Origin of the sequence: Methylobacterium sp. NPDC080182, from assembly GCF_050281105.1 — a bacterium.
Lineage (GTDB): Bacteria > Pseudomonadota > Alphaproteobacteria > Rhizobiales > Beijerinckiaceae > Methylobacterium.
Map to the genome: position 1 here is coordinate 17,001 of NZ_JBNNWO010000006.1, position 24,627 is coordinate 41,627.

The window sequence follows — 24,627 nt, forward strand, 5'->3', positions numbered from 1 at the left end:
GTTACCTCGCGGAAAGCATCCCGACCATTCGGACAAGTCCCGCAACACTCGTTTAAGCCGGCTCTGCGACCGTCCGGTAGTCGTTCGAAGTCGAACCGGAGGCGCGACGGATGCGGGAACGCAGCCAGCGCGACGCGTGCCAACCTTGACCATCAAGACCGTCCTGACGTCGCTGATCGATGACCGGCTCGCGGGCCTCGTCCACGAATCCGTGGCCGACAACCCGGCCGCCCGCGCACGCCACCAGCGCTTCCTGGTGTCGCGGCTGGCGACCGGCGCCGTGATGATGGCCGGGCTGCCGCCCTACCTGCTGTGGCGCGGGGTGCCGTCGGGCTTCGAGGTCCTGGCGATCGCGAGCCTGCTGCTGCCGGTCTTCGCCGCCGTCCTCCTCACGCGCACCGGATCCCTCTGGGTCGCCCACGCGGTCTCGTCGGCGGGCCTGACCGGCCTCGTTGTCGCCCTGGCGGGCGTCACCGGCGGCGTCACCTCGCCCGCCGCGGTCTGGCTCGTGGCGATCCCCCTGGAGGCGCTGGTCTCCGGCTCGCTCCGCGCGACGATCGCGGCAGCCGCGATGGCGGTCCTCGGCGTCCTGACCGTGGTGGCCCTCGGCGCCTGGGCCGGCTCCCTGCCGGTCATGGATATCTCGGCCGCGATCGCCCTGCCGGCCTTCGCCATCACGGCGATCGGCCACGTCGCCGCCCAGGCCCTGGAGCACATGCGCAACGAGGGCGTCTGGCGCGAGCGGCTGCGCGACAACGAGGCCCGCGACCGGCTGCTGCTCTCGGCGATCGACGACCTCGTGACCTGGCACGACCGCAACGGCCGCGTGCTGGAGGCCTCGGTCTCGGCCGTCCGGCTCCTGGGCAGCGCCCCGGCCCGCCTGCGCGGCCACGGCCTGCTGGAGCGCGTCCACGTCGCCGACCGTCCGGCCTTCCTCAAGGCGGTGAGCGACGTCGCCGCGACCGGTCGGCCCGCGACTCTGCCCCTGCGCCTGCACGTCGAGCCCGAGACCGGCCGCGCCGACGGCGCGAGCCTGATCTACGCCGAGATGCGCGCCCACCGGATCGAGCACGGCGCGCACGACGCCGCCACGGCGGTCGTGGCGGTCACCCGCGACATGACCGAGCACCACCGGCACGCCGTCGAGCTGGAGCGCGCCCGCGCCGAGGCCGAGCGGGCCGACGCGATCAAGGGCCGGTTCCTGGCCAACGTCACCCACGAGCTGCGCACGCCGCTCAACGCGATCATCGGCTTCTCCGAGGTCCTCGCCGGCGAGGGCGCCGTCAGCCTCGGACCGGTCCAGGCGCGGGAATATGCCGGCATCATCGGCGCCTCCGGCCACCACCTGCTCGGCGTCGTCAACACGCTGCTCGACATGAGCCGGATCCAGAGCGGCAACTTCGACTGCGCCCCCGAGGCGTTCGACATCGCGGACCTGCTCCGGGCCTGCTGCGACATGATGCGCCTGAAGGCCGACGCTGCCGGCGTCGTCGTCACCGCCGCCCCGTCGGGACCGGTGGAGATCACGGCCGATCCCGCCGCCTGCCGGCAGGTGCTGATCAACCTCATCTCGAACGCCGTGAAGTTCACCCCGGCGGGCGGCCGCATCGACCTGTCCCTGCGGCGCGGCGCCGGCACCCTGGACATCGTCGTGGCCGATACGGGCGTCGGCATCGGCGCGGACGACCTGCCCAAGCTCGGCACCCCGTTCTTCCAGGCCGGGAGCGGCGGCTACAAGCGCCAGCACGAGGGCACCGGCCTCGGCCTGTCGGTGGTCCAGGGCCTCGTCGGCCTCCACGGCGGCTCCCTGCTGATCGAGAGCGCGCCCCAGGCTGGGACGGTGGTGACCGTCACCTTGCCCCTCGTCTGCCAAGCCCCCGCGGCCGCCCACGGCCCGGCCCCGATCCGCACGGCCGTGCGCGGCGCCCCGGCGCCCCGCCGCGTGGTGCGCCTGCCGCTCGGCCTGTTCGACGCGGAGCCGGGCCTCGCCGCGGCCCCGGCCGACCCGGTCCTGCGCCGCACCGGCTGACCCGAAGATCCCCGGAAGGAGACATGATGTCAGGCTACCGCGAGATCACCGTACCGGGCGAACCCGGCCGCGCGCGCCGCGCCGCGCCGCGCCACCCCGCGGTCCAAGGCGACTGGCGCGCCGTCCTCGTCGGCGCGCTGAAGGCGACGGGCGCCACCTGCCGGACCAGCCCGGGCGCCGTTCTCGGCAGCCTCGTCGCCCTCGGCGCGGCGGGCTTCGTCTGCGTCAACGCCCTCGGCTACCAGACCGGGCGCCACCCGGCGCCGATCCTGCCGAAGCTCGCCCAGAAGGCGCCCGCCCCCCGCGAGGCGGCGCCGGCCGCCAGGGAGGCCCTCCGGGAACCCGCGCGGGATCCGGTGCGGGTCATCGAGGCCGACCGCGCCGCCGCGCCGGTCCCCGCCAAGCCGGCGGCCCGGGACGCGATCGGCGAGCTGATCCGGTCCGAGGAGACCACCGCCTCGGTCACCCCGAAGGCGTCGCCGGTTCGGCCGGCCGCCAAGCCGGCCGCGAAGGAGACGGACGCCAAGGCGGCCAAATCCGAGAAGGACGGCGATCCGGTGCTGCGCGCCCAGAAGGCGCTGTCGAAGCTCGGCTACGCGGTGAAGCCCGACGGCGCGATGGGCCCCGGCACCCGCGCGGCGATCGAGAAGTTCGAGCGCGGCGCCAAGCTGCCGGTGACCGGAGAGGCGACGGGCCGGACCCTGCGTGAGCTGATGGCGCGGGCGGGCCACGGCTAGCGGGAGGGAAGCGGCGCCCGCTCCGCGGAAGCGGTGCGGGCGCCGGTCGTCGTGAGAGCGCGACCCTCAGTACTGCGTGCCGGTGAACCGGCAGATCGTCTTGCAGCGCGGGCCGCCATTGGCCTGGAAGGACTTCGCGTGGCCGATCGATCCGGTCATGTCCTGCGTGGGATTACCGCCAGGCCGGTGCACGACGATGTTGCAGGCATCGCTCGGCGTCCGCTGGTAGCGCGGGCAGGACGCGGAGTCGCGGTGGCCCAGTAAATCCATGAGCGTCTCCGGACGGGCGTGGGCCGACGGCACAGCAAAGCACAGGCAGGCGACGATCAGCGTCGCGAGCGAGGTCATTCTCCGCATCGGATTGCTCCTCAAATCATCGTGGCATGCGAATTCAGGCGCCCTTTGCTCAGTTAGGCAGCAGAAAATACTATAGATGTGCGCTGACGCACATCGTTCAATTCTTTTTTAATCCCGAAAAATACTGGATTTTTTGACGGATTATTCGCCGCGCTGAGCCGTTTACTCTGGACGTGCGGCGTCGCGCATCCGCGCTTGCCCGTGCCGGCGCTTTCGCGCATGGCGGGGCTTGCGCCGCTCACAACCGGCCGGGTTTCAGGGGCCGACCGCCGCGCCGGATCGCCCGCCCGCGGCGCGGGCCGCGCGATTCACAGGGCTACAGACGCATGCGCCTGCGCTCCGATTTCTGGGTCTCGGCCCATCTGCGGCGCCTGGACGTCGCGGGCATCCCGGCGGTGCTGCGCCGGCGCGGATCCGCGGAGGCGGGCGCGATCTTCGTGAAGGTCGATCGGCTCGACGGCAGCGCCGACCTCTACGGACCGGCGCCGCAAGCGCTGTTCGAGGCCGAGGAGAGCGGCGACCGCCGCTTCGCCGCGATCGTCACCGGCGGCAGCCCGCTCGACGTGGAGGAGCGCCTGACCAAGGAGATCCGGTTCGATTCCGATCTCTGGATCGTCGAGATCGATGACCGCCAGGGGCGGCATTTTCTGGATCTGGCGGAGTGATACCGTTTCCGGTTGGAGACCTCGCCACCGTCTTTGCGAGCGCAGCGACGCAATCCAGCGGCGCCACGCCGACCGATGGCGCGCCGCCCTGGGTCACTTCGCTCCGCTCGTGATGACGGAGCGAAGCGAGGGCAGCGCCCGTCAGCCCTCGATGATGCGCTCGTCGAGCTTGCGGTCGACGGTCTCGACGGTGCGGTCGATCTCGGCGTTCGGCTCGCCGAGCTGGTGCGAGATGAGCTTCACCAGCAGGTCGACCCGCTCGATGTAGGGCGCGCCGTTCGCCACGGCCCGCGCGGCCGAGGACGGCTTCAGCAGGCTCTCGGCGGCCTTGGCGTACTTCTCGAACGGCACCTGGTCGGCCGCGTCGGCGCCGAGCTTCCGGGCGATACCGTCGACGTGGTCGTAGATCGCCCGCGAGCGCGCCAGGTCGCCGTGGACGGCGTCGTGGATGGATTGCGGCTCGCCCGGGGTGATGCAGCGGTAATTGCCGGTGAGCAGCATCGACCACTTGGCCAGCGGCACGAACAGCGAGTCGAACACCTTGAGCTTCACCGGCACGTCGTGCCCGTCGAGGCGCACGGCGTCGATGTCGGCCTCCAGCTCCCGGAGCAGCCGGTTATGGGCCTCGTCCGCGAAGGTCGCGGCCTTGAAGTTCGTCGGCAGGCCGACGTGGAGGACGTTCGCCTCCTCCTCCGGCGGCCGGAAGGCCTGCGGATCGGGGGAGCAGAGCGACACCAGACCCGGCTCGAACCGGTCCCACACGCCGGCATTGGTGTAGGCGTCCTCGAGGTCCATGGCGGCGAGCGCCGGGATCCGCTTGAGGTAGGGCAGCGGCGGCATGTTCATGATCGACAGGCACGGCAGCTTCGCCGCCGCGATCTTGATCATGAGGACGCGGATCGTGTGGTTGTTGTACTGCGGCTCCTGCATGGCGAGGCCGACGAGGTCGTAGCGCGACACGTCGACGTCCTCCGGCGGCATCGCGTCGACCTTGCCGGGCAGATCGCGCGAGTGAATCGCGCGGTGCTCCTTCTCGTCGCGCAGCTTGATGCGGACCTCGGTCCCCTCGCGGTTGATCAGGTCCGCGGTCTTCCGCCGGCACACCAGGGTCACGTTGTGACCGGCCATTAGGAGCTTGGTGCCCAGGAGCGAGCCGTAGGAGGCCCCCAGGATCAGGATGTTCTTGGCCACGTCGGTCCTCCCCAGCATTGAGACTTGCTGTGTGTTGTCTGGCTGCTGGGAACAGCGCGTCCACGCCACGGCCCCAAGCGCACGTGCGATGGATGGCAGCCGGGCGAGCGGAAGGCAAGCCTTCTGGTATACCTAATCCCAAACCCTTTGTGAGGCCCTGCCGGTGACAGGCGGGGCGATCCCTATCCTCCGCACCCGGGATCTCCACAGGGTGGCGCCTCCGGGACATCGCGCGGGCCCCTCTCGGGACCGCGGACGACAACCGCCCCGCCGCGGGCCCTAGCCCCAGAGGTCCGGCATCGGCGGGTGCATCAGGCTGCCCTCGTAGCGCAGCGGCGGGTCACGGTCCCGGGCCAGCAGCAACGGCCCGTCGAGGTCGACGAACTCCGCGTCGTTGGCGAGCAGGGCCGCCGGCGCCATGCCCAGCGAGGTGCCGAGCATGCAGCCGACCATGATCGAGAGCCCCCGGGCCCGCGCCTCGCGGGCGAGGAGCACCGCCTCGGTCAGGCCGCCGGTCTTGTCGAGCTTGATGTTGATCGCGTCGTAGCGCCCGGCCAGCGCGTCGAGGCCGGCGCGGTCGTGAAGGCTCTCGTCGGCGCAGACCGGCACCGGGTGGGGGATCTCGGCGAGCAGGGCGTCGGCGTCGGCCGGCAGCGGCTGCTCGATCAGCGCGACGCCCGCTCGCAGGCAGGCCGCGAGGTTGGCCTCCACGTTCTCGGGCCGCCACGCCTCGTTGGCGTCGACGATCAGCCGCGATTCCGGCGCGCCGGCCCGCACCGCGGCGATGCGCTCCGGATCGCCGTCCCCGCCGAGCTTGACCTTGAGCAGCGGCCGGTGGGCGGCCTTGCGGGCGGCCTCCGCCATGCTCTCCGGCGTGCCGAGGCTCAGCGTGTAGGCGGTGATGGCCGGCCGGGGCTCGGCGAGACCCGCGATCTCCCAGGCGGGACGGCCCTGCCGCTTCGCCTCGAGGTCGAACAGCGCGCAATCGAGGGCGTTGCGCGCGGCGCCCGCCTTCATGCGGGTCATGAGCGCGTCCCGCCCGATCCCGGCCGCGATCGCCTCCGCCTGGCCCTCGATCAGGGCGCTGACGCTCTCGACGCTCTCCCCGTAGCGCGGATAGGGCACGCACTCGCCGCGCCCGACCGCGTCGCCGTCCGCGATCGTCGCCACTACGACGGCGATCTCGGTGCGGCTGCCGCGGGAGATCGTGAAGGCGCCGGCGATCAGGAAGCGCTCGACGGCGAGGGTCAGGCGGCGGGCCATGTCGTAGGGTCTCCGGTTCAGGCCTGCGGTCGATGCAGCCCGCTCCGTCATCACGGGCGGAGCGAAGTGACCCAGGGCAGCGAGCGGCCGGTTGGCATGGCGCTGCTGGATCGCTTCGCTCGGCTCACGGGGACGGAGTGAGAGCCGGCACAGGGAAGCGGTATCAGATCGCCGGGAAGTCGGCGACGATCCGGTCGACCAGCCCGTCGACGCCGAAGCGCACCGGGTCGGTGGCGGGCAGGCCGTGCTCGGAGCCGAGCGCGTCGAGGAGCGCCCGGGCCTCGCCCTCGGCGAGCGCCTGGGTGTTCACCGCGATGCCGACCGGCTTGATTCCCGGATTGGTCAGGCTGCCGAGCTGCACGGTGAGGTCGATCACCTGCCGGATGGTCGGAAGCGGGTGCTTCACGCCGCGCATGTTGGTGCGGGTCGGCTCGTGGCAGACCACGAAGGCGTCGGCCTGGGCGCCGTGCAGCAGGCCGAGGCTCACGCCCGCGAAGGACGGGTGGTAGAGCGAGCCCTGGCCCTCGATCAGGTCCCAGTGGTTCGGCTCGGCCTCGGGCGAGATCGTCTCGACGGCGCCGGAGATGAAGTCGGCCACGACGGCGTCGATGGCGACGCCCCGGCCGGAGATGAACACGCCGGTCTGGCCCGTGGCGCGGAAATCGGCGTCGAGGCCGCGCTCGCGCATGCCGCGCTCCAGGGCCAGCACGGTGTACTTCTTGCCGACCGAGCAGTCGGTGCCGACGGTGAGCAGGCGCCGCCCGGCCCGCTTGGTGCCCTTGCCGGTGGGGAAGCGCTCGTCGGTGTGGCGGACGTCGTGGAGCTGGCGGCCGCGGCGGGCGGCGGCCTCCGCGATGGCCGGGACCGCGCCGAGCTTCACGTGCAGGCCGCTCGCCACGTCGAGACCGGCCTCGATCGCCGCGACGATCTCCTTGACCCAGTGGTCCGGCAGGACGCCGCCGGCGTTGACGACGCCGATCACCAGGGTCCGGCAGCCCTTCGCCAGGGCCTCGGGCAGGGTCATGTCGGGGATGCCGAGATCGGCGGCGCAGCCCGGCAGGCGCATCTGGCCGACGCACCATTCCGGGCGCCAGTCCTTGATCCCGTAGGCGGTCTTGGCCGCCAGCGTGTCGGGCACGTCGCCCAGGAACATCAGGTAGGGCGTGGCGATCTGCATCGGTCGAGCAACCTTCTCCGGGAGGCCGGCGGACCGTCTATGCGGGATCGCGGGCGGCGTGCGCAATGCATGGGGCTGGCCAAGGCGGTCGATGCGGCCGCCCCACGGAGCATACCGGCTCTGCACGCCGTCATCGCGAGCGCAGCGAAGCGACCCAGGGCAGCGCGACGTCATTGAGCGGGGCGCGACCCTGGATTGCTTCGCTCCGCTCGCGAAGACGGTTCGTCGCCTCAGATCGGCGGAGCGGCGAAGCCCCGTTCAGGCGGCGCGTCGTCGCGCCACCCCCGCCTCGTTGGCCACCGCGCCCACCGGCGCCGGCACGCCGCTCGCCCGGACCATCCCCTCGGCGCCCGCCAGCGCGCCCGCGCGCAGCTCGAGACCGAGGAAGCGCGCGCGCTCGAACGGCCCCGGCAGGGTCAGGCCCTCCGCGAGCGCCCGGTCGAAGCCGAAGCGCGCGTAGTAGGGCGCGTCGCCGACCAGCAGCACGGCGCCGTGTCCGAGGGATTCCGCCCGGCCGAGGGCCGCCTGCATCATCACCGAGCCGAGCCCCTGGCCCTGGATCGCCGGATCGACGGCGAGCGGGCCGAGCAGCAGCGCCGGGCGGGCGAGCCCGGCCTCGACGTGCCACAGCCGCAGGGTGCCGACGAGCCGTCCCGCCCGGGTCGCCGCGAAGGCGAGGCCGCGGGCCGGCAGGCGGCCCTCGCGCAGGCGCTCCGAGGTCTTGGCGCGTCGATTGCCGGGAAAGCACGCGTCGAGCAGGCGCTCGCGCGCCGGGACGTCGTGGAGATGCTCCGCGCGGATCTCGATCATGGCTGTGCCCTCCCCGGGCCGGCGAGCGGGAGAAGCGATTGTCTGTGACCGAGAGCCGGACGCCCTCGGTCGACGCGGTGGTGGACGTCAGCGTCCGGCCGGGTCGCCTTCCCCGTCATCACGAGCGAAGCGACGTGACCCAGGACAGCGAAACGTCGGAAGGCGTCGCGCGTCCCTGGATCGCTTCGCTCCCCTCGCGAGGACGGAGGAGCCTGCGTCCCTCAGCCGGAACCCGTCCTGATCCTAGGAAGGATCAGATGACGATCTGCTGAAGGGGCGGGAAGCCGTTGAAGGCCACCGCCGCGTAGGTCGTGGTGTAGGCGCCCGCCCCCTCGATCAGCACCTTGTCGCCGATCGAGAGCGAGACCGGCAGCGGGTAGAGCTGCCGCTCGTAGAGCACGTCCACCGAGTCGCAGGTCGGGCCGGCGATGACGCAGGGCTCGGTCGCCTCCCCGTCCCGCGCAGTGCGGATCGGGTAGCGGATCGCCTCGTCCATGGTCTCGGCGAGCCCCCCGAACTTGCCGATGTCGAGGTAGACCCATCGGACCTCGTCGGCCTCGGCGGACTTCTTCGACACGAGCACGACCTCGGCCTCGATCAGGCCGGCATTGCCGACCATGCCGCGGCCCGGCTCGATGATCGTCTCGGGGATCTGGTTGCCGAAATGCTTGGTCAGGCCCCGGAAGATCGCCTCGCCGTAGCTCTCCACGCCCGGCACCGCCTTGAGGTACTTGGTCGGGAAGCCGCCGCCGAGATTGACCATCGAGAGGCCGATGCCGCGCTCCGCGCACTCGCGGAAGATCGCCGCCGCGGAGCCGAGCGCCCCGTCCCAGGCCTCGGTGTTGCCCTGCTGCGAGCCGACGTGGAACGAGATGCCGTAGGCCTCGAGCCCCTGGCGGTGGGCGTGCTCCAGCACGTCCGCGGCCATCTCGGGCACGCAGCCGAACTTGCGGGAGAGCGGCCAGTCGGCGCCCGCGCCGTCGCACAGGATGCGGCAGAACACCCGCACCTCGCCCGCCGGCACACCCAGCGCGTCGGCGGCCCGGGCGATCTTCTCGACCTCGGCCTGGCAATCGACCGCGAACAGGCGGATGCCGAGCTTGAGGGCGCGGCCGACGCAGCGCTCCTTCTTGATGGTGTTGCCGAAGGAGATCCGGTCGGCGGTGGCGCCGGCGGCCAGCACCATCTCCATCTCGGCCACCGAGGCGGTGTCGAAGCAGGAGCCCATCTCGGCGAGCAGGCGCAGCACCTCGGGGGCCGGGTTCGCCTTCACGGCGTAGAACACGCGGGTGTCCGGCAGGGAGCGCGCGAAGGCGGTGTAGTTGTCGCGCACGACGTCGAGGTCGAGGACCATCACGGGGCCCTCGTCCTGACCGAGGTCGCGGCGCACGCGCAGGAAGTCACGGATGCGGTCGGTCATGGTCGTCTCCCGGCACGGGTTCGCGAGCGCCCTACGCGGGGCGCGCTGTCGAAGATGACGGCCAGGATTGGCCGCCGGCGTCAGGGGGCGATGCGTCGCGCGGACCCACGCGCTTTGGAGACGCGTGCGTCGGAGCGGGCGCAGAGCACCCGGAAGCTGCCGTGGATTGGAAGGGAGGACCCCCACCGCACGCCGGGCAAAGAGAAACAAGCCTCTTCGGTGCCGGCCTGTGGAGGGCCGACGAGACCAAAAAAGCCCGTTCGTCGTTGCTTTAAGCTGCGTCCCCCGTGGAGAGCGGGGTTCGCCGGTTTCGCCTCCGGCTGCCGGTTGTTGTCGGGGTCCGGTGTTGCCACCTGGATGCCGGCCGTAGGGATCCACCCTTGCGACCATCGATCCTTTAAGACCCCTGGCGGCTGTCCGGCAGTTGACCGGATGCCCACCAACCGACACGCGGCCACAGGCACGTGCGAAATTGGGCACGGCGCATATACGGAGACGGGACCCGCGCGACAAGGGGAAACCGCCCCGGAACGCCCGCTTTTCCGCCCGCAATCCACACCCCGCGCGCTCCGTTGCAAAAACGACGCATCGACGACGCGTCCCGACCGCGTCGACGGGGCCGTGCGGGCTTCCCAAGCGGGGCGGAAGCGGGCATCTGACCGGACGGGGCAGAGTACTCAGGCGAGCGAGCGATGGCCGGGCCGACCAGATTCACCGCGACGGCGCGGGCGTGAGCGCCTCCCTGTGAGCGCCCGGTCATGAGCGCCCCCTTGCGCAGCCCGGTCGGCGACGGGCTCCCCGAGCCGACGATTCGCACCGCCACGCTCGCCGATCTCGACGCCCTCGTCGCCCTGGAGCACGCCGCCTTCGCCACCGACCGGGCCGAGCGCCGGGCGATCCGCCACGCGATCCGCTCGCCCTCCATGGACGTGCTGGCGGCCCTGATCGACCCGCCGGACCGGGATCCCGTTCCGGTGCTCGTCGGCGCCGCGGTGCTGGAGCGGCGGCGCGGCAGCCGGATCGCCCGGCTGGCCTCGATCGCGGTGGCGCCGAATCGCGGCGGCCTCGGCCTCGGCGGCCGTCTCCTCGACGCCGCGGAGGCCCGCGCCCGCGCCGAGGGCTGCGACCGGCTCCGGCTGGAGGTGCGCGCCGACAACGGCGCCGGCATCCGCCTCTACGAGCGCCGGGGCTACACCCGCTTCGCCGTGCGGCCGGACTATTACGAGGACGGGATGGAGGCGTGGCGCTACGAGCGCGCGCTGTAGGCGCCGCGCGGACTGCCGCGCGGACCACCGCCCAGCCGCCGGCTGGCCCGCACACCGTCCCGGCGATAGCGAGATCCGGCCAGGCGCGTCCTCGCGCCACACTCCGTCATCGCGGGGGCACCGGCAGGCCGACAGCGCTGAACCTGCGGCTCTTCGGGAGTGCGCCCGCAGGATACCTGGTCCCTCGCGCCGCGCCACGGACCGGCACAGACCCGCCGCGCGGCCGGCGACCGCGCCGATATCGTCACGCGAGAATGCGGTCCAATTCCCGAAAATTCTCGCCAATTCTGGTGTTTGTCTCATATTACTTCACAATTCGGTCGATTATCGACCTATAAATCCGTACTTCTGTCGAAGAATTTCGGTCGATTGCCTGACAAAACCTTACGTTCTAAGACAGATCATCGCGGGACATGAGATCTCACCGATGACTCGCTGGCTGGGACGCTTCTCGATCCGGACTTTGCTGTGCCTGGTGATCGTCATCATGGCCTGCATGGCGCTGGGCAACGCGGTGCGGACACTCGTCGACGCGCGGGCGCGGGCGGCGGGCGCCGCCAGAGCCCTGACCCTGACGCAGGCGAGCCAGGGCCTCCTCCGGACGATCCTGCCGCTGCGGCTCGAGCGCGGATCGACGCTCGCCCTCGGGGGTGAGGCGCCGGCGGACGCGAAGACCCTGTCGACCATCGCGGGGAGCCGGCAGGCGCTGACCGAGCATTACGGCCGGGCCCGGCGCAGCCTGGGCGATCTGGCAGAGCCGGCGGTCAGCGCGACGCTCGAGCGCCTGAGCACCGCGCAGGCGGCGATGGCAGACCTGCGTCCCCGCATCGACGCGGCCCTCGGGCTGCCGCTGGCCCGGCGTGACCCGGCGCTGCGGGACGCCGCGATGGCCGCCTTCCAGGACCTGCTCGAGGCGCTGACGGCCACGCTGAAGGCGGTCGACGCGGCCATTCCCCGGTCCGATCCGGTGCTGCAGCGCTATCTCGCCCTCAAGCAGGCGGCCTGGGAGACGCGCGTCGCCAGCGGCAACGTCGCGGTCCGGGTACAGGCCTCGCTGGTCGCCGGCGCGGCGTGGTCCCTGCCCGAGACGGTCGCGGCGGCGGCGGAGCGGACCGAGCTTCTGTCCGCGTGGCGCCGCACCACCGAGGCCGCGGTCGACGTCTCGGAAACGGTGCGGGCCGCGTACGAACGGGCGAAGGCCGCCAATTTCGAGGGCGACACCGAGGCCATCGCGCGGGCGGTCTTCGACGCGCTCAGCACGCACGCGCCCCCGCGCCACACCTTCGCTGAGCTGCGCGACCGCAACACCGCGAACCAGCGCTCCCTCGTGGCCCTCTGCGACGCGGCCCTCGACGCGATGGTGGCGCGCGCCGAGGCCCTCGCCGAGGAGGCGCAGGGCGACGTCGCGCGCAGCGGGGCGGCGCTGCTGGCGGTGATCCTGCTGGTGGCCCTCGGCCTGTGGACCCTGTTCGGCGGCGTGCTGCGCCCGCTCCGGGTGCTGACCGCCACGATGGGGGCGCTGGCCGACGGGGACGCCTCCGTCACGGTCCCGGCGCGCACCTACCGCAACGAGATCGGCGCCATGGCGCGGGCCGTCCAGGTGTTCAAGGACAACCTCATCCGCGGCCGCCAGCTCGAATCCGAGGCCGCCGAGGCGCGTCAGGTGGCGGAGGCACGGCGCCGGTCCGACCTGCGGGCGATGGCCGAGCGCTTCGAGCGGACGGTCGGCGGCGTCATCGCCCAGGTATCGGACGCGGCCACCGCGCTGCAGGGCACGGCCCAGACCATGACGGCCACCGCGACCGAGACCGCCAGCCAGTCCAGCACCGTGGCGGCCGCCGCCGAGGAGGCCGCCACCAACGTCGGCACCGTGGCGGCTGCGGCCGAGGAGCTCGGCGTCTCCGTGGAGGAGATCGGCCGGCAGGTCGAGGGATCGACCCGGCTCGCCCAGGGGGCCGTCGCGGAAGCGGGGCAGACCGGCGCGATGGTCCGGGACCTGAGCGACGCGGTCGCGCGGATCGGCGACGTGATCGGGCTGATCGCGGCGATCGCCGGGCAGACCAACTTGCTGGCGCTGAACGCCACGATCGAGGCCGCCCGGGCCGGCGAGGCGGGTCATGGCTTCGCGGTCGTCGCCGGCGAGGTGAAGGCCCTGGCCGCGCAGACCGCCCGGGCGACCGATGAGATCGCGGGCCAGATCGCCGGCATCCAGGGCGTGACCGGCGGGGCCGTCGCGGCGATCGGCGCGATCACGGGGCGGATCCAGGAGATCAGCGGCGTGGCGAGCGCGATCGCGGCGGCGGTGGAGGAGCAGGGATCGGCCACCCGGGAGATCGTCCGCAACATCGGGGAGGCGGCCGTCGGCACCGGCGCGGTGACCCGCACGATCCTCGGCGTCGCCGGGGCCGCCGAGGAGACCGGCCGGGCGGCCAACGCGGTGCTCGCGGCGGCGTCCGCGCTGTCGCGCCAGTCCGAGACGCTCGCGGCCGAGGTCGCGCGCTTCCTCGACACCGTCCGGGCCGCGTGACCGGACGGTGCCGGGAGCCGCGCGGGTCTCCGCCCCGATCTCGCCCGTTTAGGGGAGTCTTACGGCTCGCGCGCTACAGCGTACGCAACGGGCGGGGGCAATCCCGCCGCGCATGAGTCGCCGTCCATGGCCGTGATCGTCGCCTTCGTCATCAATGCGGGGCTCAACTTCGTCCTCGGCCTGCTGATCGCCAAGCTGCTGGGGCCGGCGGATTTCGGCCGGTTCGCCCTCGCGACCACCGGCGCCATCGTGCTGAACACGGTGCTGTTCGAGTGGCTGCGCCTGTCGGCGACGCGGTTCTACTCGGGGCGCGTGCGCGTCGACGAGCCGTGGATCCGCCACGGGCTCGACCGGGCCTACCTGCGCATCGGCGCGCTGCTCCTGGCCGCCGCGGCCCTGTGCGGGGCCTTCGGCTTCGCCGGCGGCGCCGACGGGCGCGAGGCGGTCCTGTGCGGCACCGGCCTCGCGGCCCTGGGCATCGGCGTGTTCGACTACCACGCGGCCCTCGCCCGGGCGCGGTTCGACGGCAAGCTCTATCTCGGCCTCGTGGCGGTGAAGAACGTCCTGTCCTTCGCCATGATGGCCGCGGCGGCGTGGTGGCTGCCCCAGCCGGCCTGGGTGCTGGCGGCGGCGGGGCTCAGCCAGCTCCTCGCGGTGGCGGTGCTGCGCCACCCCCTGCGCGACCCGCGCACGCCCCTCGAGCGGCCGCGCCTGTCGACGACCTGGCGGGTCTTCGCGCGCTACGGCCTGCCGCTGATCGCCGCCAACACCGCCTACCAGTGCCTCGCCTTCGTCAATCGCGGCGCCATCGCGGGCCATGCCGGCTTCGCCGAGGCCGGCTACTTCGCCCTGGCGGCCGACGTCACCTCGCGCTCGCTGATGACGCTGGGCACCGCCCTCGACCTGCTGCTGTTCCAGTTCGCCGTGCAGGCCGAGGAGCAGAGCGGCCGCGCCGCCGCCGAGGCGCAGGTCGCCGCCAATGCCGGCACCGTGTTCGCCCTGCTGGCGCCCTGCGCGGTCGGCTTCTGGGCGGTGCTGCCGGCCCTCCAGGGCCTGGTGGTGCCGGACGCCTATCGTGGACCGTTCGAGACCTACAGCACCGTGCTGATGCCGGGCCTGTTCTGCCTCGCGATGATGTTCTACGCCCTCAACCCGGTCTTCCAGATCCGCCGCAAGACCCTGCCGGTGGTCGCCGCCGCCCTGGTCGGCCTCGCGGTGAACGGCGCCGGCCTGCTGGTCCTCCCGGACCGGATGGGCGGGCTCGGCGTCGCGGTGGCGCAGACCGCGGGCCTCGCCGCCGCCGGAACGTGGCTCGGCTGGCGCGCCCTCACCGGCCCGGGGCGCATCGCGCTGCCCTGGGGCGAGATCGGCGTCGCCGCGCTCGCCTGCGCGGCGATGGGGCTCGCCCTCGCCCCCTTCCGGCAGCTGCCGCCCGCCACCGCCCTGGCCGTGCTGGTCCCGTCCGGGATGGTTCTCTACGGCGCCCTGGTCTGGATCTTCGACATCGCCGGCCTGCGCCGTCAGGTCCTGGCGCGCCTGCGCCCGGCGCGGACCGTGCCGGCGGAGTAGGCTCACGCGAAGGCGGCGCAGTGGAAATCCCGCCGCTGAAACCCCGCGACTCCGCCTGCGCTTGAATCCGCCGCCGGATCCGGCGACACCCGTCCTGGAATGGATACAAACAGGACCGGGACGGGAACGATGGGCGTCTACGAGCCCGGCACCGAGGCGGAGGCCGGGGAGATCGTGCGGGCCGCCGCCGGGCGCGGCGAGGGCCTGCGCCTCGCCGGCGGCGGCACTGCCGCGGGGCTCGGCCGGCCCGCGCAGGACAGCGCGACGCTCTCCGCGCAGGCGCTCACCGGCGTCACGCTCTACGAGCCCGCCGAGATGGTGGTGGCGGCCCGGGCCGGGACGCCGCTCGCCGAGGTCGAGGCGCTGCTCGCCTCCCGCGGCCAGATGCTGCCCTTCGAGCCGATGGACCTGCGCGGCCTGTACGGCACCGCCGGCGAGCCGACCCTCGGGGCCGTGGCGGCGATCAACAATGCCGGCCCCCGGCGGATCAATGCCGGCGCCGCCCGGGACAGCCTGATCGGCGTGCGCTTCGTCAACGGGCGCGGCGAGGCGATCAAGTCGGGCGGCCGGGTGATGAAGAACGTCACCGGCCTCGATCTCGTGAAGCTGATGGCCGGCGCCCACGGCACGCTGGGCCTCCTCACCGAGGTCACCTTCAAGGTGCTGCCCGCCTGCGAGCGGGTGGCGACCCTGGTCTTCTCCGGCCTGGACGACACGCGGGCGGTGACCGCCCTGTCGGAGGCGCTTGGCTCGCCCTTCGAGCTCACGGGCGCCGCGCACCTGCCGGCGGGGATCGGCGCCCCGGAGGCGCGGACCCTGATGCGCCTCGAGGGTTTCTCCGACTCCATCGACTACCGCACGGGCGAGCTGCGGCGCCTGCTGAAGCGCTACGGCCAGCCCGAGATCATCGACGGCGAGGCCGGCGCCGCCCTGTGGCGGACGGTGCGCGACGCGGCGCCGCTCGCCGAGCCGCGGGAGGCCGCCCTGTGGCGGATCTCCACCGCGCCGACCCGCGGGCCGGCCCTGGCGGCGGCGGTCGCGGCCGAGCGCGACGCGCGCTGGTTCTTCGACTGGGGCGGCGGCCTGATCTGGCTCGCCACCGGCGCGGCGGGCGATGCCGGCGCCGCGACGGTGCGCCGGGCGGTGCGGGCTCAGGGCGGCCACGCCACGCTGGTGCGGGCCCCCGACGCCGTGCGCGCCGCCGTGCCGGTGTTCGAGCCGCTGGCCGAGCCGCTGATGCGGCTCACCGCCGGCATCAAGGCGGCGCACGACCCCGCCGGGGTGCTCAACCCCGGCCGGATGTACGCCGGACTCTGAAGCTTCAGATCCCGCCCCTCCCCGAGCGTGGGGAGCCGTGGCGCCGAGGACGCGACCCGTGCAGACCAACTTCGCCCCCGCCCAGCTCGCCGATCCCGCCATGGCGGCGTCGGAGAAGATCCTGCGGACCTGCGTGCATTGCGGCTTCTGCACGGCGACCTGCCCGACCTACCTGCTGCTCGGCGACGAGCTCGATTCCCCACGCGGGCGGATCTACCTGATCAAGGACATGCTGGAGGGCGGCAAGCCGGCCTCGCAGGAGGTGGTCAAGCACGTCGACCGCTGCCTCTCGTGCCTGTCCTGCATGACCACCTGCCCATCGGGGGTGCACTACATGCACCTCGTCGACCACGCCCGGGCCCATATCGAGGAGACCTACGCGCGCCCCGCCGGCGACCGGTTCCTGCGGGCGCTGCTCGCCCAGGTCCTGCCCTATCCGGGCCGCTTCCGCCTCGCGCTCACCGCCGCCAAGCTCGGCGCGCCGTTCCGGGGGCTGGTGGCCCGGCTGCCGCGGGTCGGCAACCGCCTCGCGGCCATGCTCGACCTCGCGCCGGCCGGGGCGCCGCCCCGCGAGCCGACGAACCGGCCCGGCCGGTTCCCGCCGGCGGGCGGTCAGGCGGCCGGGACGCCCGCCCGGCGCGTCGCCCTCCTGCGCGGCTGCGCCCAGAGCGTCCTGCGGCCGGACTTCAACGCCGCCGCGATCCGGCTGCTCAACCGGCACGGGATCGAGGTGGTGCACGCGAACGAGGGCTGCTGCGGGGCGCTGACCCACCACATGGGCAAGGAGCACTCGGCCCACGCCCACGCCAGGCAGGCGATCGACGCCTGGGACGCCGAGATCGCCCAGGGCCTCGACGCGATCCTGGTCACGGCCTCGGGCTGCGGCACGACCATCAAGGATTACGGCTTCATGTTCCGCGACGACCCGGCCTACGCCGAGAAGGCGCGGCGGGTCTCCGCCCTGGCCAAGGACGTGACCGAGTACGTGGCGCTCCTCGACCTCGCGCCGGTGGCCGAGAGCGATCTCGTGGTCGCCTACCACTCCGCCTGCTCGATGCAGCATGGCCAGGGCATCCGCCTGGAGCCCAAGACGCTGCTGAAGCGCGCGGGCTTCACCGTGAAGGACGTGCCCGAGGGCCACATCTGCTGCGGCTCGGCGGGGACCTACAACATCCTGCAGCCGGAGCTCGCCGCGAAGCTGCGCGCCCGGAAGGTCGCCAACATCGAGCGCGTGCGCCCCGACGTGATCGCCACCGGCAACATCGGCTGCGCCACGCAGATCGGGAAGGGCACCGGCATCCCGATCGTCCACACGGTCGAGCTGCTCGACTGGGCGACCGGCGGCCCGAAGCCCGCGGCGCTCGCCGGGGTGACACCGCGGCTCGAAGCGGCGGAGTAGGCACACGCCTGTCGCGTGGCGCCGCGTTCACCGTGACAGGCCCGTGACATCTATTCACGTTGACCCTTGCCAAATCCGCGCAGCGGTCTGTAATGATGTCGACCCCTCTCCGGTCCCGCCGGTCGCCGCAACGGCCCGCGGACGTGACCGAATTCCTCGCGAAAGCGGTCGCGGTGTCGCGGCGGGCCCTGTCGGTCCGCTTGGCGGCGGCATGTGCCGCCCGCGATCGGGCAGGTGTCGCACGACGCGGCGGAGATCCTCCGCCGCACCCAGGAATTCACGGCCGGTCCCCCGCCGGCCGAGATTGTTTCGCGAGGTCGGGACCACGATGGACGGACGCACGGCCCAGCATAAGGCTGCGCGTGCCCCGGAGGCGCAAACGGTGCGTCACGCCGGTCCGTCCGTCCGCCCGGCCTGTTTCAACCCCAGGCGCCCAGGGCGCCGAACGGCGGTTGACGGCAATTTCCCCTCGAACCCATCCGCCTCGGCGACGAGGCCGGCATCCCGCCCGACAGCATTGACGTCGGGCGAGGCGCCGCCGGGACCACGGGCACGGAGAACGACGTCGGCCGCCATGCCGAGAGTCCGACATGGCCAACAAAATGCTGATCGACGCGATGCACCCGGAGGAGACCCGGGTCGTCACGGTCCACGGGTCTAGGGTCGAGGAGTTCGACTTCGAAGCCGCCAACCGGCGCCAGCTGCGCGGCAACATCTACCTCGCCAAGGTCACCCGGGTGGAGCCGTCGCTCCAGGCGGCGTTCGTCGAGTACGGCGGCAACCGCCACGGCTTCCTGGCCTTCAACGAGATCCATCCCGACTACTACCAGATCCCGCTGGCCGACCGGCAGGCGCTCCTGGAGGAGGAGGCCCGCGACGCCGAGGAGCACCGCGAGCGCGAGGAGCGCCGCCGCCGGTCGTCGTCGCGCCGGTCCCGCGGCCGCCGTGCCGAGGCCCGCGCCCGCGGCGCCGACGAGACCGTGAGCGCCGAGGACACGCACGCGGCGCCCGAGAGCGAGGACCAGGCCGAGATCCGGAACGAGTCGGGGATCGACCCGGCCGTCCAGCCCGACACGCTGTCCGAGAACCCCGAGGCCGTGCAGGAGGCCCTCGCCTCCGAGGCCGCCGCCGGCGACCTCCCGGAGGGTGAGCCGGCGCAGGCCGCCGAGCCCGCGACCGAGACCGCGCCGGTCGAGGCGCAGGCGGCCCCCGCCGCGTCGGAGTCGGTCGCCGCCGACTCCGCCCCGTCCGAGGACGCCCCCTCCGAGCCGGAGGACCGCATCGCCGTGGCGGAGGCACTGACCGTGTCCGACGCGCCGGACGAGACCGCCGCGCACGCGATCGTGACGGAGGAGAGCGAGGCTAGGGCGAGCGAGGCCGAGGAGACCGCGCCGACCGCCGCCGACCCGTCGGACGAAGCGTCGGACGAGGCCTCCGAGGAGGACGACGAGGAATCCGACGACGACGAGGATGAGGACGAGTCGGAGGACGACGAGGACGAGTCCGACGAGGATGACGACTCGGACGAGGAGTCCGATGAGGAGTCCGACGATCCCGACGCCGAGCCCAAGATCGCCCAGGTCGGCGGCAACGGCGACGCGCTGGCCGAGATCCCGGAGCGTCCGCGCCACTACCGCCGCCAGTACAAGATCCAGGAGGTGATCAAGCGCCGCCAGATCATCCTGGTGCAGGTGGTCAAGGAGGAGCGCGGCACGAAGGGCGCGGCGCTCACCACCTACCTGTCGCTCGCCGGCCGCTACTCGGTGCTGATGCCCAACACCGGCCGGGGCGGCGGCATCTCCCGCAAGATCACCTCGGCGGCCGACCGCAAGCGCCTGAAGGAGGTCGTGCAGGACCTGGAGGTGCCCGAGGGGATGGGCGTCATCCTGCGCACCGCCGGCGCCTCGCGGTCCAAGCCCGAGATCGCCCGCGACTTCGAGTACCTGATGCGCCTGTGGGAGTCGGTCCGCGAGCTGACCCTGACGTCGATGGCGCCGGCCCTCGTCTACGAGGAGGGCTCGCTGATCAAGCGCGCCATCCGCGACCTCTACAACAAGGATCTGGACGAGGTTCTGGTCGCCGGCGAGGACGCCTACCGCGAGGCCAAGGACTTCATGCGGATGCTGATGCCCGGCCAGTCCAAGGTCGTGAAGCCCTACCGCGACTCGACGCCGATCTTCGCCCGCTTCGGCGTCGAGCAGCAGCTCGACGCGATGTTCTCCACGCACGTCTCGCTGAAGTCCGGCGGCTACCTCGTGATCAACCCGACCGAGGCCCTGGTCTCGATCGACGTGAACTCCGGCCGCGCCACCCGCGAGCACGACATCGAGGACACCGCCCTCAAGACGAACCTGGAGGCCGCCGAGGAGGTCGCCCGCCAGCTCCGGCTGCGCGACCTCGCGGGCCTGATCGTCATCGACTTCATCGACATGGAGGAGAAGCGGAACAACCGCGCCGTCGAGAAGAAGCTCAACGAGTGCCTGAAGAACGACCGCGCCCGCATCCAGGTCGGCCGGATCTCGCCCTTCGGCCTCCTGGAGATGAGCCGCCAGCGGATCCGCACCGGCGTGCTCGAATCCTCCTCGATCCCCTGCGCCCATTGCGGCGGCTCGGGCTTCGTGCGCGCCACCGCGTCGGTGGCGCTGCACATCCTGCGCTCGATCGAGGAGGTGCTGCTCAAGTCGGCCTCCCACAACCTCGTCCTGCGCACCCGCACCGAGATCGCGCTCTACATCCTCAACCAGAAGCGCGGACACCTGCGCGAGCTCGAGGTGCGCTTCGGCGTGACGATCACGATCGCGGCCGACGAGCGGCTGGCGGCGACCACACCGTTCCAGCTCGACCGCGGTGAGCCGGCCCAGCGGGCGGAGGGCCCGGTCACGGGCGTGCGCGCCCAGGCGATCTCGCCCGCGATGGAGTTCGACGACGAGGACGAGGAGGCCGACGAGGCCGAGACCGAGATTGAGACCGAGACCGACGCCGAGGGCGAGGCCGACGAGGGCCGCGCCGAGGCCCGCGAGGACGGGTCGCGCGAGGAGGGCGAGGGCCGCCGCCGGCGCCGTCGCCGCCGCCGGCGCGGCGGTCGCCAGGAGGGCCGCGGCGAGGACGGGCGCGCCGAGGACGATCGCGGCGACGACGATCAGGACGACCAGCAGGACGACGGCCGCGACGACGCCCGTTCGGACGCGGAACGGAGCGATGGGGACTGGGACGGCGCGCAGCCGGCCGGGACCGAGGCTCCCGCTGCGGCCGTCGCCGCGGAGGCCGGCGAGGCCGACGAGGCCGTCGCAGGTTCGGACGAGGCGGCGCGGTCCGAGGACGAGGGCGGCCGTCGCCGCCGCCGCGGGCGCCGGGGCGGCCGCGGTCGCAGCGAGGGCCGCACCCGCGAGGCGTCCGAGACGGACGACGCGCCGGAAGCCGCGGGCGATGTCGTCGCCCTGTCGGCGGAGGAGCCGGTGAGCGCCCAGGCTGTGGCCGAGGCGATCGAGGCGGCGCCGGCCGCGGCCGCCGAGGACCGGACCGAAACCGCGGTGGACCTGCCGGTGGCCCCGGTCGAGTCCGCGGCGCCGGCGGCCGATCGGGCGACCGTCGGTGCGCAGGCCGAGGCCGGCTCGCCCGAGGCCGCTCCCGCCGAGCCGGCGCCCGAGCCCGTGGCGATCGTGCTGACGCCGCCGTCCGATCCGGACCGGCCGAAGCGCGCCGGCTGGTGGTCGCGCACCAAGGCGGCCCTGACCGGCGAATGAAGCATTGCGCCCCCTGATAGAGCGCTATCAGGGGGCGCAACTCCTCGAAGTAGACGTGTTGCGCTGCACCGATGCCCCGCAACGCTTGTCGAGAGACTGATCTATCCTTCACCATTGGTTGAAGGTTCTGTGTGACCATGCGCCCCGATTAGAGTGTCGGAGAGGCCCGCATGTTCAGTTTGCGCCGGCAGCGTCAGATCCCTGACGCGCTAGCAACCCCGGTGACGACGACCGCCCCGGTCGAGACGGCGGCGGTCTTGCCAGTCGAGACGGCCCCGACGCCCGTCGCGGAGCCGGCCGTCGATCGGGAATGGCTGACTCTCCTGGCGCGCCTGTCCGCCTCCGCGTCCGACGCCGGCACCTCGATCGGCTGGATGACCCACGACGCCTCCGGCACCGCCGAGCAGGCCCGGCTCATCGCGGCCGCCAGCGAGGAGCTCGCCGCGACCACGGGTGAGATCGCCGCCCGCTCCTCGTCGGCGGCCGAGATGGCCGAGACGGCCCGGGCCGGCATCGCCACCTGCGTGGGCGACCTGCATCGCGCCACCGACGGCATGCGCGGGATCGAGGAAGGCACCGAGGAGATCGGCAGCCGGCTCGACAGCTTCTCCACCGCGGCGCTGCGGATCGAGGAGATGGCCGGCACGATCGCGGCGATCTCGGCCCAGACCAACCTGCTGGCGCTCAACGCCACGATCGAGGCGGCGCGGGCCGGCGAGGCCGGCCGCGGCTTCGCGGTGGTCGCCGCCGAAGTGAAGACGCTCTCGGCGCAGACCGCGAAGGCGACGGACGAGATCCGGGCGCGGGTCAGCGGCCTGCGCGAGGAGATGGCGGCGATGCAGGCCGCCGTGACGCGCAGCCGCAACGCCGTCGAGGCCGGCGCGTCCGCGATGGTTCGGGCCAATGCCCGCGTCGAGGCCGAGAGCGGCGCCGTCGCGAACGTCGCGGCGCAGATGCGTGAGGCCTCCGAGATCCTCGGCCAGCAGATGCAGGCCACCGGCGACATCGCCCAGAACGTCGGCCGCATCGCGGAAGGGACCGACAAGGCCCGCCGCGAGATCGGCGACGCCCTCGCTCAGCTCGGACGGATCGAGGATCTCGGCCGCACCCTGCTCGACCGGCAGACCGGCACCGCGGCGGATCAGCGGGTGATCCGCCTGTCGGCGGACTGCGCCGCGTGGCGGCGCGCCATCGCGGCGACCCTGGTCGGCATGCGCTCGACCGACACGCCGCCGGAGGGCATCCCCGCCGACGCGACGCGGCCGGCCGCCATCGAGAAGCCCCTGGCGCAGGCCCGCGAGCAGGCGGCCGCCCTGGTCCGCCACGTGCGCAGCCAGACCTGGGACTCGGCCACCACGGCGTTCGTCGCCTTCGAGGCGGCGGTGAAGGAAGCCCGGGCGGCGATCGAGGCCTGAAGGTCATCCGACCCCGGGTCCGCCGTGACCCGGGACCGTCTCGGATGAAGGTCGGAGACCGTCAGGCCGGCGGCGGATCGGAGCGCGGCGCTGCCGGCGCCGCGTCGGCCTTCCGGCGATCCCGCTCCTTGCGCAGTTCCCGCTCGGCCAGCAGCCAGAACTCGATCTCGAAGCCCTCGGGCCTGTGGTTGCGCTCCCAGAGCTCGTAGGCCCGCTCGCGGATCTGCTCGAACGTGATCGTGTCGGACGACCGCGCCGAAGGCTGCGGTGCCGCCGCGTCGGTCCCGGACGCGGGTCCCGGCGCGGGCTCGGACCCAGACTCGGACCCGAGTGCGGATCCGTGCGCCAGTGTCCCCCCCATCGGATGATCCGGAGGCGGACGGAAATCGGGGGGCACTTCCATGGCGCCGGTCTCAGGCGGCCGGCTTGTCGAGATAGGCGGCGACGCTGGTGATCCGGCTGCCGACCATGGTCACCGCCTTGCGCAGCCTCTCCTCGCTGACGCCGAAACGCTGCGCCCACTCCTCGCGGGTGGCGCGGTCGTAGATGTCGATATGCGTCTTGCCTCTGGATTCGGTCGACATGCAGTGCCCGCTCCGGTTCGCCGTGAGACGCGGCCGTGCCGCGCTTCCTGGAGGGACAACCGGACTCGGAGACTTCGGTTGCCGCCGGTCGCGCGGGACGCGCAGCTAGACCGCGCGAGACGTCAGGGTGCGGTCGGAGCGGGGCTGGGGACTGGCGCCGGATCCTCCTCGGCCGCGTCCGGGCGGACCCGCCCCGCCACGAAGGCGGTCAGCAGCGGCACGAGCAGCGCCGTGACCACCACGCTCGCCGCCACCAGCACGGTGGCGGGGCCGGCGGCCTCCTTGTAGGCCGGGTTGGCGGCGGCGATGATCGCCGGCACGGCGGCGGCGTTGCCGGCCGTCGAGGCGGCGGCGACGCCCGCCACGCCGTTGCCGCCGGTGAGGCGGTCGGCGACGAACAGGGCGGCCCCGGTGATCGCCACCACCGCCACGCCGAGGCCGATGCCGAGGAGGCCCGCCTGCCAGATCTTGGCGAGGTCGAGCCCGAAGCCGAGGGCGAAGGCGAAGAACGGGATCATCACCGGCGCCGCCCCCGACAGGAAGGCGCGCATGTCGCGGTCGAGGTTGCCGAGGATCATCCCGATCAGCAGCGGCAGGATGCTGCCCACCAGGGTCGGCCACGGGAAGGCCGACAGGCCCGCCAGCCCGAGCGTCACCATGGTGAGGAACGGCCCGGATTCGAGGCTCATGATCGCGTAGGCGCCCGCATCCTTCGGGCGGCCGAACTGGCCCATCAGGGCGAGGTAGAGCCCGCCGTTGGTGTCGTTCATGGCAGCGACGATCGCCAGCGTCGACAGCCCCGCGAAGGCGCCCCCGACCACCGGCGCCTCGCCGAGGATCTGCCCGAACACCACGCCCATGATCGCCGCGACGCCGACCTTGGCGGCCAGCAGGACGCCGCCCTTGCGGGCGATCGCCGGGGCGGCGCGGAAGTCGATGCCCGCGCCCATGCAGACGAAGAAGACCGCCAGGATCGGCAGCGCGCCGTTGAACAGCGCGCCGGTGAACGAGCCGAAGAAGGTCGCGGTGTCCGGGAAGAGCGTGTGGAGGATCGCGCCGAGGAACAGCGGCACCACCATCAGGCCGCCGGGCACGCGCTCCAGGGAGCGCTTGATGGGAATCTGCATGGGTCGCCCTTCCGATGCCGGCCCGTTCCGGA

At 73.0% G+C, this 24,627-nt stretch carries 19 protein-coding genes; 10 read left to right on the top strand and 9 right to left on the bottom strand.

Annotation, left to right across the window (positions count from 1 at the left end; all coding sequences use genetic code 11):
* The first annotated feature begins 136 nt into the window (after positions 1–136).
* Both ACQKQD_RS12300 and ACQKQD_RS12305 read left to right on the top strand, forming a co-directional pair.
* On the top strand, positions 137–2,029 hold the full coding sequence (locus ACQKQD_RS12300; protein ID WP_427508488.1) for a sensor histidine kinase: 1,893 nt from the start codon (positions 137–139) through the stop codon (positions 2,027–2,029).
* A 26-nt stretch (positions 2,030–2,055) separates the two neighbouring features.
* Positions 2,056–2,766 (top strand): peptidoglycan-binding domain-containing protein, encoded by a 711-nt coding sequence (locus ACQKQD_RS12305; RefSeq protein ID WP_026604619.1) that lies wholly within the window; start codon positions 2,056–2,058, stop codon positions 2,764–2,766.
* A 66-nt stretch (positions 2,767–2,832) separates the two neighbouring features.
* Here ACQKQD_RS12305 and ACQKQD_RS12310 read toward each other — a convergent pair whose 3' ends face one another.
* Entirely contained in the window at positions 2,833–3,123 is a 291-nt protein-coding gene (locus ACQKQD_RS12310; RefSeq protein ID WP_091675802.1) for a hypothetical protein, read from the bottom strand.
* 326 nt (positions 3,124–3,449) lie between these two features.
* Here ACQKQD_RS12310 and ACQKQD_RS12315 point away from each other — a divergent pair, with 326 nt between their 5' ends.
* Positions 3,450–3,788, top strand: coding sequence for a DUF1491 family protein (locus ACQKQD_RS12315; RefSeq protein WP_020091141.1), 339 nt, complete (start codon positions 3,450–3,452; stop codon positions 3,786–3,788).
* 141 nt (positions 3,789–3,929) lie between these two features.
* Here the strand turns inward: ACQKQD_RS12315 and ACQKQD_RS12320 are convergent, their stop codons facing one another.
* The 5 genes from ACQKQD_RS12320 to ACQKQD_RS12340 form a co-directional block, all read right to left on the bottom strand.
* Positions 3,930–4,979 carry a ketopantoate reductase family protein gene (locus ACQKQD_RS12320; RefSeq protein ID WP_091675797.1) on the bottom strand — a complete coding sequence of 350 codons (1,050 nt, stop codon included), beginning with the start codon at positions 4,977–4,979 and terminating at the stop codon, positions 3,930–3,932.
* 279 nt (positions 4,980–5,258) lie between these two features.
* Positions 5,259–6,242, bottom strand: coding sequence for an N-acetyl-D-Glu racemase DgcA (gene dgcA, locus ACQKQD_RS12325; RefSeq protein WP_427508489.1), 984 nt, complete (start codon positions 6,240–6,242; stop codon positions 5,259–5,261).
* Between the two features lie 163 nt (positions 6,243–6,405).
* Positions 6,406–7,419 carry an N-acetyltransferase DgcN gene (dgcN, locus tag ACQKQD_RS12330; protein WP_020091144.1) on the bottom strand — a complete coding sequence of 338 codons (1,014 nt, stop codon included), beginning with the start codon at positions 7,417–7,419 and terminating at the stop codon, positions 6,406–6,408.
* A gap of 258 nt (positions 7,420–7,677) precedes the next feature.
* The gene (locus ACQKQD_RS12335) at positions 7,678–8,229 is read right to left on the bottom strand and encodes a GNAT family N-acetyltransferase (protein WP_091675794.1); all 552 of its coding nucleotides are present in this window, start codon (positions 8,227–8,229) and stop codon (positions 7,678–7,680) included.
* Between the two features lie 253 nt (positions 8,230–8,482).
* Complete coding sequence (locus ACQKQD_RS12340) at positions 8,483–9,649, bottom strand: type III PLP-dependent enzyme (RefSeq protein WP_427508490.1); 1,167 nt, start codon at positions 9,647–9,649, stop codon at positions 8,483–8,485.
* 758 nt (positions 9,650–10,407) lie between these two features.
* On the opposite strand from ACQKQD_RS12340, the gene ACQKQD_RS12345 reads away from it, so the two are divergent.
* The 7 genes from ACQKQD_RS12345 (at position 10,408) to ACQKQD_RS12375 (ending at position 22,884) form a co-directional block, all read left to right on the top strand.
* Positions 10,408–10,914: a GNAT family N-acetyltransferase gene (locus tag ACQKQD_RS12345; RefSeq protein ID WP_091928081.1), complete on the top strand. Its 507-nt coding sequence runs from the start codon at positions 10,408–10,410 to the stop codon at positions 10,912–10,914.
* Between the two features lie 427 nt (positions 10,915–11,341).
* Positions 11,342–13,441 carry a methyl-accepting chemotaxis protein gene (locus tag ACQKQD_RS12350; protein ID WP_427508491.1) on the top strand — a complete coding sequence of 700 codons (2,100 nt, stop codon included), beginning with the start codon at positions 11,342–11,344 and terminating at the stop codon, positions 13,439–13,441.
* 126 nt (positions 13,442–13,567) lie between these two features.
* Positions 13,568–15,010 carry a polysaccharide biosynthesis C-terminal domain-containing protein gene (locus ACQKQD_RS12355; RefSeq protein WP_020091149.1) on the top strand — a complete coding sequence of 481 codons (1,443 nt, stop codon included), beginning with the start codon at positions 13,568–13,570 and terminating at the stop codon, positions 15,008–15,010.
* 129 nt (positions 15,011–15,139) lie between these two features.
* Positions 15,140–16,327, top strand: a complete 1,188-nt coding sequence (locus ACQKQD_RS12360) for an FAD-binding protein (RefSeq protein ID WP_427508492.1) — start codon at positions 15,140–15,142, stop codon at positions 16,325–16,327.
* Between the two features lie 58 nt (positions 16,328–16,385).
* A complete protein-coding gene (gene glcF / locus ACQKQD_RS12365; protein ID WP_427508493.1) occupies positions 16,386–17,726 on the top strand; it encodes a glycolate oxidase subunit GlcF in 1,341 nt (446 codons plus the stop codon).
* A 590-nt stretch (positions 17,727–18,316) separates the two neighbouring features.
* Positions 18,317–21,469: an Rne/Rng family ribonuclease gene (locus tag ACQKQD_RS12370; protein ID WP_427508494.1), complete on the top strand. Its 3,153-nt coding sequence runs from the start codon at positions 18,317–18,319 to the stop codon at positions 21,467–21,469.
* Between the two features lie 170 nt (positions 21,470–21,639).
* Positions 21,640–22,884, top strand: a complete 1,245-nt coding sequence (locus ACQKQD_RS12375) for a methyl-accepting chemotaxis protein (RefSeq protein WP_091928076.1) — start codon at positions 21,640–21,642, stop codon at positions 22,882–22,884.
* Between the two features lie 61 nt (positions 22,885–22,945).
* Here ACQKQD_RS12375 and ACQKQD_RS12380 read toward each other — a convergent pair whose 3' ends face one another.
* The 3 genes from ACQKQD_RS12380 to ACQKQD_RS12390 form a co-directional block, all read right to left on the bottom strand.
* Positions 22,946–23,245, bottom strand: a complete 300-nt coding sequence (locus ACQKQD_RS12380) for a DUF2934 domain-containing protein (RefSeq protein ID WP_427508495.1) — start codon at positions 23,243–23,245, stop codon at positions 22,946–22,948.
* Between the two features lie 52 nt (positions 23,246–23,297).
* Positions 23,298–23,468 (bottom strand): DUF3606 domain-containing protein, encoded by a 171-nt coding sequence (locus ACQKQD_RS12385; protein ID WP_020091155.1) that lies wholly within the window; start codon positions 23,466–23,468, stop codon positions 23,298–23,300.
* A gap of 122 nt (positions 23,469–23,590) precedes the next feature.
* Positions 23,591–24,595, bottom strand: a complete 1,005-nt coding sequence (locus ACQKQD_RS12390; protein ID WP_326491894.1) for a 2-keto-3-deoxygluconate permease — start codon at positions 24,593–24,595, stop codon at positions 23,591–23,593.
* Positions 24,596–24,627 lie beyond the last annotated feature (32 nt).